The sequence below is a fragment of the Acidaminococcus sp. AM05-11 genome (genome assembly GCF_003472805.1).
GTDB lineage: Bacteria > Bacillota > Negativicutes > Acidaminococcales > Acidaminococcaceae > Acidaminococcus > Acidaminococcus hominis.
In genome coordinates this window covers 1-12,712 of sequence record NZ_QRMX01000019.1, presented here as the reverse complement: position 1 = coordinate 12,712, position 12,712 = coordinate 1, and the positions used below count along the sequence as shown (strand labels likewise).

The 12,712-nt window shown below is 51.7% G+C and carries 1 protein-coding gene and 1 CRISPR repeat array; the gene reads left to right on the top strand.

Translation table 11 applies throughout. The features are described 5' to 3' along the window. Positions 1 to 2: 2 nt before the first annotated feature. Positions 3 to 10,963: a CRISPR direct-repeat array (repeat unit 33 nt; unit sequence GTCGCTCCCCGCATGGGGAGCGTGGATTGAAAT). Positions 10,964 to 12,289: 1,326 nt separating this feature from the next. Then, complete coding sequence (locus tag DW089_RS08620; RefSeq protein ID WP_118287103.1) at positions 12,290 to 12,577, top strand: hypothetical protein; 288 nt, start codon at positions 12,290 to 12,292, stop codon at positions 12,575 to 12,577. Positions 12,578 to 12,712: the final 135 nt, after the last annotated feature.

Here is a 12,712-nt window from a genome sequence, read left to right as displayed (position 1 = left end):
TGGTCGCTCCCCGCATGGGGAGCGTGGATTGAAATTTTTATTTCTTCTAGCGTCAACCCGTCCACTGTTGTCGCTCCCCGCATGGGGAGCGTGGATTGAAATGCTAAACGCGCCGGTTCCATCGGACCACACCAGGTGTCGCTCCCCGCATGGGGAGCGTGGATTGAAATCGAGTCAACAATGCGGACATCATTAAGACTCTGAAGTCGCTCCCCGCATGGGGAGCGTGGATTGAAATCACGCGCCGGTCCGCTGTCATGCGTGCCCGGCCTGGTCGCTCCCCGCATGGGGAGCGTGGATTGAAATCAGCAACATTGACTCCAACCTCCTTTAACAGCGTCGCTCCCCGCATGGGGAGCGTGGATTGAAATATCCGTATCCCTGTTGTAGAACACCTCGTAGTAGTCGCTCCCCGCATGGGGAGCGTGGATTGAAATACGGCGTCCCCGTCGTTGATGTACAACATCATCGTCGCTCCCCGCATGGGGAGCGTGGATTGAAATTTGAAAGTGTATGTTTTGTACAGGTTTGATGGAGTCGCTCCCCGCATGGGGAGCGTGGATTGAAATGTACGTCAACGCCTTGTCCGGGTGCTTGCCCTTGGTCGCTCCCCGCATGGGGAGCGTGGATTGAAATCAGGCGGCAGAACGCCCAGTCTAGCTTAAACGTAGTCGCTCCCCGCATGGGGAGCGTGGATTGAAATCTCCTTATATCGATAGATACCTTGTTATAAGGGGGTCGCTCCCCGCATGGGGAGCGTGGATTGAAATATTGCTGCAGGGATCTGTCATGAGAGGCCACACTAGTCGCTCCCCGCATGGGGAGCGTGGATTGAAATAGTCACCGCGTCGATATAATCATTATGATACATCGTCGCTCCCCGCATGGGGAGCGTGGATTGAAATATATAGATGAACGAGTGACCACACGTTTGCAGGCCGTCGCTCCCCGCATGGGGAGCGTGGATTGAAATAACCTGCTGAAGGAACTAAATAGCAACTAATAAGTCGCTCCCCGCATGGGGAGCGTGGATTGAAATATCTATTGGGTATCCATTAAGGTATCCAATGTTTAGTCGCTCCCCGCATGGGGAGCGTGGATTGAAATTCATAGATTTCCGTGCCCACCATGAGGGCCACACTAGTCGCTCCCCGCATGGGGAGCGTGGATTGAAATACTACATCAATACGGTGATAGAATCTTACGTGACGTCGCTCCCCGCATGGGGAGCGTGGATTGAAATACCTGGTATACTTTACGCTTGGGAAGGTGCTTACAGTCGCTCCCCGCATGGGGAGCGTGGATTGAAATCGCTTTATTTGGTATCCCGCTGGCTATGCTTAACGTCGCTCCCCGCATGGGGAGCGTGGATTGAAATATTACGGGTTTGCTCTTGATCATGTCGGTTTTGGTCGCTCCCCGCATGGGGAGCGTGGATTGAAATATAACCGCTTCAATACCCAGCACAGACGGCAGCGGTCGCTCCCCGCATGGGGAGCGTGGATTGAAATAGGCAAAGGGCAAGCGGGCGCGGAAACATTAATCGTCGCTCCCCGCATGGGGAGCGTGGATTGAAATACCAGCGGTAAACCCTGTTTTTGTTTCCGGTTTAGTCGCTCCCCGCATGGGGAGCGTGGATTGAAATCATCAGCTCTGCAACTTCTTCGGGGGCGTAATCGTCGCTCCCCGCATGGGGAGCGTGGATTGAAATAGCGTTGCAACAGCATCTCTTTTGACTGTTTGCAGTCGCTCCCCGCATGGGGAGCGTGGATTGAAATTTTGATAGGGGTTTCTTTTTTTTTGGTCACACCCGTCGCTCCCCGCATGGGGAGCGTGGATTGAAATTTTTAAATCTCTATTAAGTATCATTATTATGATCTGTCGCTCCCCGCATGGGGAGCGTGGATTGAAATTTGATGGCGTCGATGGCGGCAACGGCCCCGAAATGTCGCTCCCCGCATGGGGAGCGTGGATTGAAATACACGTATCCGTGTGTGTCATAAAAAAAGGTACGTCGCTCCCCGCATGGGGAGCGTGGATTGAAATCTCTTGAGTTGGCAAACGGCACGCCAGCTCAAGGTCGCTCCCCGCATGGGGAGCGTGGATTGAAATTCAATCACCGACCTCATGGGGCGGTGGAAATGCCGTCGCTCCCCGCATGGGGAGCGTGGATTGAAATAATTTGCTGGTAAACGGAATTCTTCAAGGTGTTGTCGCTCCCCGCATGGGGAGCGTGGATTGAAATCACCAGTATTTTGCGTTTTTTGTCAACCGTGGGTCGTCGCTCCCCGCATGGGGAGCGTGGATTGAAATGCAAAAAATTGCGAATGGGGAAGCAATCACATGGGTCGCTCCCCGCATGGGGAGCGTGGATTGAAATCCATATGTAACCAAAAGAAATACAGTAAGACTTTTGTCGCTCCCCGCATGGGGAGCGTGGATTGAAATCCCATAGCATCCATGGCCTTTCCATGGGCATCTAGTCGCTCCCCGCATGGGGAGCGTGGATTGAAATAATCGCTCGTAAATAAGCAACATCAATCTCGAGCGTCGCTCCCCGCATGGGGAGCGTGGATTGAAATTGGGTATCAAGCTGACTTTTGGATGCCTTCATATGTCGCTCCCCGCATGGGGAGCGTGGATTGAAATTATTAAAGAGGTGATGAATAGGATTGAATGAAGTGTCGCTCCCCGCATGGGGAGCGTGGATTGAAATGCTGGTGAATCTGCTATGCAAGCTGCATTTGGTAGTCGCTCCCCGCATGGGGAGCGTGGATTGAAATACTTTCGTTTCCGTTTTCCTCCTGGCTACTTTTGTCGCTCCCCGCATGGGGAGCGTGGATTGAAATTAAGACTTATCCCTTGTACGACTGTCACTCGTAGGTCGCTCCCCGCATGGGGAGCGTGGATTGAAATCTCCTTCCGTGCATTGAAACTCTAAAAGAGTCTGTCGCTCCCCGCATGGGGAGCGTGGATTGAAATATTAATATTTTTTCGTTTGTCATTACTTGGTGGGCAGTCGCTCCCCGCATGGGGAGCGTGGATTGAAATCGGCATATACTTAACAACAAGGACAGCCGGGACGTGTCGCTCCCCGCATGGGGAGCGTGGATTGAAATAGAAACACCTGAATTATCAGCATACTATGAATTGGTCGCTCCCCGCATGGGGAGCGTGGATTGAAATAGAAACGTCTGAATTATCAGCATACTATGAATTGGTCGCTCCCCGCATGGGGAGCGTGGATTGAAATCATCACACCCAGAATATAGGTGTTGATATGGAATGTCGCTCCCCGCATGGGGAGCGTGCGTCTCTCGAAAACGTCTGGCCTGTGTGGACTTGTTGATATGGAATGTCGCTCCCCGCATGGGGAGCGTGGATTGAAATCGGGTACGTCTGAACTATCCAAGGACTTTGTAGACACGTCGCTCCCCGCATGGGGAGCGTGGATTGAAATTGCCGCTCCGGGTCCGGTGATATGACCGTCCGGGTCGCTCCCCGCATGGGGAGCGTGGATTGAAATATCAAAACCATCATAGGTGGCTTTGGAGTTTGTCAGTCGCTCCCCGCATGGGGAGCGTGGATTGAAATCCGTTCCAGAGAGGCACCACGGTGATGTGCCCGAGTCGCTCCCCGCATGGGGAGCGTGGATTGAAATCCCCTTACACCGAGGAATGGCATTTGGAAATATCAGTCGCTCCCCGCATGGGGAGCGTGGATTGAAATCGGCTTTCCGGTTCCGGTGGCCTTCATGCTGTAGTCGCTCCCCGCATGGGGAGCGTGGATTGAAATCGTGTGGTGCGTATTCAGGGCCTTCCATTCCTTGGTCGCTCCCCGCATGGGGAGCGTGGATTGAAATTGAAAGATTTAAAGAGGTGTGTGGAAACGGTTATGTCGCTCCCCGCATGGGGAGCGTGGATTGAAATCAGTATTTCCGCGGCCTTTTTGCGCTGTTCTCGTCGCTCCCCGCATGGGGAGCGTGGATTGAAATAATATCGGCGATAATTTCGGCAAGGGAAATCCACGTCGCTCCCCGCATGGGGAGCGTGGATTGAAATCCCCATCCGACCCGACAATAGTAACTTTTCCCCAAGTCGCTCCCCGCATGGGGAGCGTGGATTGAAATTTGAAAAGTTGAAGAATTCCAATGTTCTTCTTGCGTCGCTCCCCGCATGGGGAGCGTGGATTGAAATCTCGATGTGCTTGTATGCCTTCTGGTTGAGATTGGTCGCTCCCCGCATGGGGAGCGTGGATTGAAATCCTGGCCGCCGTCGGGAGCTTATGCGGCCTGGTGTCGCTCCCCGCATGGGGAGCGTGGATTGAAATCGGGGCATAATCCCCGTTGCGTGTGTGCAGTCCCGTCGCTCCCCGCATGGGGAGCGTGGATTGAAATGTTTATGACGACAACTGCACCAATAAAAACGCGGTCGCTCCCCGCATGGGGAGCGTGGATTGAAATGTCGATGATGTTTTGTTTGCTTTCGGCCATAGACGTCGCTCCCCGCATGGGGAGCGTGGATTGAAATCGCTGCCGTCATGGCATCGATTTTTTTAGCAAGGGGTCGCTCCCCGCATGGGGAGCGTGGATTGAAATACTGATAGCCATACCCTTCCGTCCTTTCTTTATGGTCGCTCCCCGCATGGGGAGCGTGGATTGAAATTTTTGGTGCTATGATCCGCACCCCTTTTAGTGCGTCGCTCCCCGCATGGGGAGCGTGGATTGAAATCTATCCCCGTGCCTTATAGTGCGGGGATTTTCCTGTCGCTCCCCGCATGGGGAGCGTGGATTGAAATGGTAAAGATGCCGCCCACAACAACCTCCCACCATGTCGCTCCCCGCATGGGGAGCGTGGATTGAAATCAGAAATTGGTCAGCTACGTTCATTGGCTTCCGGGTCGCTCCCCGCATGGGGAGCGTGGATTGAAATTTGCCCAATCTCAGCCCAATTTGCCCAAATGTAGTCGCTCCCCGCATGGGGAGCGTGGATTGAAATCCGATAAATCCGTTCTGCCGGTGCTCCCGAATCCTCGTCGCTCCCCGCATGGGGAGCGTGGATTGAAATTTCAGCAGCTGCTCTGTTGCACTCTTCAGGCTCAGTCGCTCCCCGCATGGGGAGCGTGGATTGAAATCAGCGTTTCCAGCTCCTGCTCGCTCAATGTATACGTCGCTCCCCGCATGGGGAGCGTGGATTGAAATTATCATTGAAGGGTGTCTCTCCTTCCCTTCATGGGTCGCTCCCCGCATGGGGAGCGTGGATTGAAATTGGAATGGCTGGAGCAAGGAGGGGATGCTAGTGGGTCGCTCCCCGCATGGGGAGCGTGGATTGAAATAAAATGTAGGAATTTTGTAGGAAACGAGGAAGTGGTCGCTCCCCGCATGGGGAGCGTGGATTGAAATCGCAATCCACACCGTGTCCTTTGGCTTTGCCCTCGTCGCTCCCCGCATGGGGAGCGTGGATTGAAATATTCGCCTGCCTAATGGCTGTCCAGTCGGTGTATGTCGCTCCCCGCATGGGGAGCGTGGATTGAAATTTCAAAGCTCGTGACTACGGCGGTAAACTGCATAGTCGCTCCCCGCATGGGGAGCGTGGATTGAAATTCCCAGACCATTGCCCCGATTTTAGAACAATATGGGTCGCTCCCCGCATGGGGAGCGTGGATTGAAATGCAACGTGCGTAAAAATCCTGGCCCAGAACCTGGGTCGCTCCCCGCATGGGGAGCGTGGATTGAAATTTAATGGCATCGATGGCGGCCACGGTGCCAAAAGTCGCTCCCCGCATGGGGAGCGTGGATTGAAATGTCAACCTGAACCAGCTCAACTGGTACGTTAAAGTCGCTCCCCGCATGGGGAGCGTGGATTGAAATCGTAATGCTCGTTGATTGCCCTGACCACCTGGTTGTCGCTCCCCGCATGGGGAGCGTGGATTGAAATCCACGTGGATGGGGCGGCTTTCAATCTGCCGAAGTCGCTCCCCGCATGGGGAGCGTGGATTGAAATGCGATCGCCACGCAGGAAATCTTTCAGGGCGGCGGTCGCTCCCCGCATGGGGAGCGTGGATTGAAATATCGGTTTCCCGATTGTAGAACACCTCGTAGTAGGTCGCTCCCCGCATGGGGAGCGTGGATTGAAATCAGCCTTGCCCCGCAATCCCGGGCAGTAAACAGCGGTCGCTCCCCGCATGGGGAGCGTGGATTGAAATCAGGAGTGCCAAATGGTGCTATCTCCGCTCCCTTGTCGCTCCCCGCATGGGGAGCGTGGATTGAAATGGTCGTGTCCGTGGGGCTGGAAATCAGTAAATCGTCGCTCCCCGCATGGGGAGCGTGGATTGAAATATACGTCAGCGCCTTGTCCGGATGCTTGCCTTTGGTCGCTCCCCGCATGGGGAGCGTGGATTGAAATCTTGACCGCCAAAAATCCACTTGCCGTAGTAACCCGTCGCTCCCCGCATGGGGAGCGTGGATTGAAATCAGGATTGTCGCGGCCTTTTTGCGCTGTTCCCGGTGTCGCTCCCCGCATGGGGAGCGTGGATTGAAATCGATGTTACCTTCGTCTTCAATCGGAATATGTGTCGCTCCCCGCATGGGGAGCGTGGATTGAAATCCTGCTCGATGGTGGGAAGCTGAAACTCAACGAGGTCGCTCCCCGCATGGGGAGCGTGGATTGAAATTCTTATAGATCCTAGAAGTTGAGTTTTGCCACCTGGTCGCTCCCCGCATGGGGAGCGTGGATTGAAATTGATACCAGACAGCTTTTCCACGGAGAACATCACGTCGCTCCCCGCATGGGGAGCGTGGATTGAAATTTGCTGCTTCCGTGGCATTCCCACCGGTTTCGAGTCGCTCCCCGCATGGGGAGCGTGGATTGAAATTCAGCCGGTACGGGGGCGGTAAAATCCAGGTAATCGTCGCTCCCCGCATGGGGAGCGTGGATTGAAATACCAGATTGATACTTATACGATGGAATTGTCAGTGTCGCTCCCCGCATGGGGAGCGTGGATTGAAATTTTACAGTTGTAAGCCATCGTCCTGTTCAACGTCGTCGCTCCCCGCATGGGGAGCGTGGATTGAAATCAGATTGCTCTAACCTTGACGGAAGTTGCCCCTTGGTCGCTCCCCGCATGGGGAGCGTGGATTGAAATGCCGGGACCTTGCGGAATCCCAATTTTCCACCAGTCGCTCCCCGCATGGGGAGCGTGGATTGAAATCTCCGCAATCTCCGATTTGCTACAGTCCTGGGCAGTCGCTCCCCGCATGGGGAGCGTGGATTGAAATCAACTGTAAATTTTCCCTTTTGTATGTATTTCGCAGTCGCTCCCCGCATGGGGAGCGTGGATTGAAATTTGCAGCGTTTCGTTTTTCGCGGCCATTTCGTCCGTCGCTCCCCGCATGGGGAGCGTGGATTGAAATTACCATTTCGCACCCCCTCACGGTAGAACCGCAAAGTCGCTCCCCGCATGGGGAGCGTGGATTGAAATCGCGTCGTCCACATGGGCAACGTAAAATTTATCGGTCGCTCCCCGCATGGGGAGCGTGGATTGAAATCTTATGTAGCGCCCGGGTTAACGCCAGGATAATGTCGCTCCCCGCATGGGGAGCGTGGATTGAAATCACATGGGCTGCATAGTCCACATTATTGTAAATGTCGCTCCCCGCATGGGGAGCGTGGATTGAAATCACATGATCAGGATAAGGGAAAGGCTTTGCCGCAGTCGCTCCCCGCATGGGGAGCGTGGATTGAAATCATGAGGGCTTTTTGCATCCCAACATAGCTCACCGTCGCTCCCCGCATGGGGAGCGTGGATTGAAATCTAAACAGGAAGCCAAAGCCTTTTTGGAAAAGGTGTCGCTCCCCGCATGGGGAGCGTGGATTGAAATTGTGTTTGTAATCTGTTGTATAAGGTTTCCCACGTCGCTCCCCGCATGGGGAGCGTGGATTGAAATCACCATCGTCAGCAAAATCAATGGAACCACAATAGTCGCTCCCCGCATGGGGAGCGTGGATTGAAATTTTTCGTGGGCCTCCAGCTGTTTCACGGTCATGTGTCGCTCCCCGCATGGGGAGCGTGGATTGAAATATCAGGATTTCAGTAGGCAGGATAGGAATGGGAGTCGCTCCCCGCATGGGGAGCGTGGATTGAAATTATAGATGATATCCATTGTCTACTCCTCCCATTCCGGTCGCTCCCCGCATGGGGAGCGTGGATTGAAATACAAAGATTTCACAAGATAGGGGGTATGGTTCGTAGTCGCTCCCCGCATGGGGAGCGTGGATTGAAATTGCGTCGTCCTCATGGGCAACGTAAAATTTGTCGTCGCTCCCCGCATGGGGAGCGTGGATTGAAATTGCTCCAGCGTCGTTAATTCCTGCTCGCTTAACGGTCGCTCCCCGCATGGGGAGCGTGGATTGAAATTCGCCCTCAACGATGTACAGCGTTTCTGTTTTCGTCGCTCCCCGCATGGGGAGCGTGGATTGAAATAGAACGAATAGCACCATCGTTCGCGCCGTGGCCAGTCGCTCCCCGCATGGGGAGCGTGGATTGAAATTTTGGCATCCAGGATTTCTTTCAGGATTTCTTCGTCGCTCCCCGCATGGGGAGCGTGGATTGAAATCGGCGATGCTGTCCAACGGCGAATACGTAATTACGTCGCTCCCCGCATGGGGAGCGTGGATTGAAATTCCGGGCGAGATATGTTTGTAAATTGAGCCGGAGTCGCTCCCCGCATGGGGAGCGTGGATTGAAATTTGTATCCAATATGACGGGATTCCAAGCGGGAGCGTCGCTCCCCGCATGGGGAGCGTGGATTGAAATAAAGTACAATTTAAAAAATGGATATTTAATAATCGTCGCTCCCCGCATGGGGAGCGTGGATTGAAATCCGTTTTTTGACCGTGTTAAATCGTTTTTAAAGGGGTCGCTCCCCGCATGGGGAGCGTGGATTGAAATCCGTTTTTTGACCGTGTTAAATCGTTTTTAAAGGGTCGCTCCCCGCATGGGGAGCGTGGATTGAAATAAAAAATGGACATTTAATAATCTGAAAACAGAATGGGTCGCTCCCCGCATGGGGAGCGTGGATTGAAATTTGAGTACATTATAACACTATTGATTATAGATTGCAGTCGCTCCCCGCATGGGGAGCGTGGATTGAAATCCCTATCTACGGTAAATCCAACACTGTAACACCCTGTCGCTCCCCGCATGGGGAGCGTGGATTGAAATACTGTCTTTCGCACTGTTAAGATCGTCCATTTGCGTCGCTCCCCGCATGGGGAGCGTGGATTGAAATATCAAGACTACACAAGCCCTTCTCTGCCGGCGTTCGTCGCTCCCCGCATGGGGAGCGTGGATTGAAATCGAAGTATACACTTTTTAATCCACCGGAATCCCGGTCGCTCCCCGCATGGGGAGCGTGGATTGAAATTTGGTTATATTATAGCATTATTGAGTAGAGATTGGTCGCTCCCCGCATGGGGAGCGTGGATTGAAATTTTAAAAGTATCTAAACGCCACGTGTCTCTGCTCAAGTCGCTCCCCGCATGGGGAGCGTGGATTGAAATAACAATAGCATCATAAATATTCTTTTTATATTTCGGTCGCTCCCCGCATGGGGAGCGTGGATTGAAATCTTGCCAGGATTGCCCGGGTCCGTCCTCATGGGCGTCGCTCCCCGCATGGGGAGCGTGGATTGAAATTCCGGCACATTTAATGACGGCTTCCCAGTCGATAGTCGCTCCCCGCATGGGGAGCGTGGATTGAAATATGGATGAAATCGACAAGTACCCACGATGGGCAGGTCGCTCCCCGCATGGGGAGCGTGGATTGAAATGCACGGGAACACGCTTATTACCAGTGTGCCAACCGTCGCTCCCCGCATGGGGAGCGTGGATTGAAATGCCTTCAACCATGCTGACGGCAGGCCGGATGTGGTCGCTCCCCGCATGGGGAGCGTGGATTGAAATTCTGCTTGCTGCTCTCATCGTGATGTCCAGTACGTCGCTCCCCGCATGGGGAGCGTGGATTGAAATATCCACGGATGGGGCGGCCCGAAAACCAAATATGGTCGCTCCCCGCATGGGGAGCGTGGATTGAAATTATAGGTGAGGGCTTTTTCTTTTTGTCCCCTTACCGTCGCTCCCCGCATGGGGAGCGTGGATTGAAATTTTGCCAGCTCCGCCGTGATGGTGGCGGCAAAGTGTCGCTCCCCGCATGGGGAGCGTGGATTGAAATCATGACAGTGAAGGATACTGCAGGCAACGAAGTAGTCGCTCCCCGCATGGGGAGCGTGGATTGAAATCATGAAAGCCACCGGCACCGGCAAGCCTGAAACGGTCGCTCCCCGCATGGGGAGCGTGGATTGAAATGTGCATTAAGTCTGTTTCGTTCATTTGCCCCTCCTGTCGCTCCCCGCATGGGGAGCGTGGATTGAAATCACCAGGATCAATAACATCAATCGTTCCTTGGGTCGCTCCCCGCATGGGGAGCGTGGATTGAAATTTGGTAAGACAAAAATCCTTGGGGTCGGCCGAGTCGCTCCCCGCATGGGGAGCGTGGATTGAAATCATGACTGGAGCCACGGCCAGGTATTCCTGGTAGTCGCTCCCCGCATGGGGAGCGTGGATTGAAATCACAGCCTTCGCCGCTTTGACGATGTCTTCAGGTGTCGCTCCCCGCATGGGGAGCGTGGATTAAAATCTTGGCATTGATTGCGTATTGCTTAATCTTATAGTCGCTCCCCGCATGGGGAGCGTGGATTGAAATACTTATATATTTCGGGTTGTTGTAGTTCCAGACAGTCGCTCCCCGCATGGGGAGCGTGGATTGAAATTACTTCCTTCAGACTTTTCTGCGGACGTTTGATTGTCGCTCCCCGCATGGGGAGCGTGGATTGAGATAAGCTCGGCCATGATATTATAGGTTTCATAGGCCTATCGCTCCTCGCACGGGGAGCGTGTAAATGCTACATAAATAGGTCAAAAAGTGGTTTTATAACAATGTACATGCTATTGAAATCGAGGATACTATTGCATGAGATGGTATTATGCAATATGTATTGGATTACGGAAAAAGCTTTGATGTCAAATCACTTGACGACTTACTCTAACTGAAGATGATCGATGACGTGGTTGACACTAAATCAATTTTTAGCGAACTGGCAAGAGAATTAAAAAAGAATAGACGAATTGTTAAACGTTGGTATGAACAGAGTGAACCCAGTAAAGAAGGAAACCACCCTTCCTAATTTGATAGATATAAGCCCATTGTCAAAGATATGCTCGCAGCAAAGGATACTTCACAGAGATTCTACTATAAACGAGTCTAGTGGCAGTACATTAAGGATGACCATGGGCTAAATGGGGCACAGTCAACTTTCCGGGCCTACATTTCTTCCATTCCTGAATTTAAGGATTACTTTTCTCAAAACAAGCGAACGTTGAGCTAGACAAATACGGTTCGTTATGAAACAGTTCCTGGAGAGCAGGTCCAACTGGATTGGAAAGAAAAGATTCCTTACCTTTGCAAAGATGGAACTAAGTTATTAGTGAATGTTTTGGTGTTGACGCTGGGCTATTCCTGTATATTTCGGCTCTCGGGAAGCATGAGTCCGGACAACTGGGAATCACCAGTCCGGAATATTGGAAATCACTTTCCGGCGTTTCGAAAATGATTTAAAAATAAGATAGGCGGTTCTGATTGCAGATTGAAACCTTGATAGGGTTCGGATTTATTTCGAAAATTCTGAGAATTACACAGCCGCTTAACCAGAATTGACCCAGGCTTAACATTTCCCGTCAAGGATGCCAGCATAACGCTTGTCCTTGGCGGGAAATGTCAAGTCTGGAAGAATCCGGCAAGAGGGGTGTGCTTCCAAGTTGAATTATGCACAGCAGCGCAGCACTGTAATAGGCCTGATTAAGTGATTTCCATTCGACCGGAATCTATTTTCCGAATTTCTGGATTCATGATTTTCAACCACCGGATTGGTGCTGTATTTTGACCCGGAATATTCAACCTTCACGGTTTCTATGTTGAAGATGCCAAAATGCATATTTGTGTAGCGGGCCAGGTCATGTTTCTAATATTCGCCTGCAAGTACTAGGGCAAAACAGCGACCATTCGGGGTTCCTAGATTGTCAGCTGAATTATTGCAGATGAATAGAATTACAGCATTTGTATTGGGATGAAGGATTTACTGAGAAAACACTGACGCATAGAAACACTACTACATTCTTGATAAAAAATTACATCCATGATACAATACAAAAAATGATAAAAAGAGGGGAATATATTGAATTTTAAAAAGAAGGTAAGTGCGTTTTTTATTTCTGTGGGGATTTTTTTTGGTTTTGTTACTTTGACTGATTTAAATGTTAACAAGTTTGAACTGAATATTCCTGATGAATCCGGCATTATTTTAACACAAAGCATGGGAAAACAGATAATAAATGAAAGATTGTTATTAAATGATAAAAGTGTAGAAGAAAATTCGCTTTTGGCTTACCATTATTCCCATTACTCCCACTACTCCCATTCCTCCCACTACTCCCATTCTTCTCATTATTCCTCTTATTATTGATATTATTTTAAATTGTGGATATTAATCTTTCATTACTTGGTAATTGAAATAGGCAAGCTAATTCGTTTTAGCTTGCCTATTATTTGGCTCATCACGGAAAATTGGGGGATACGAAATCTAAGACAGAATTTAAAA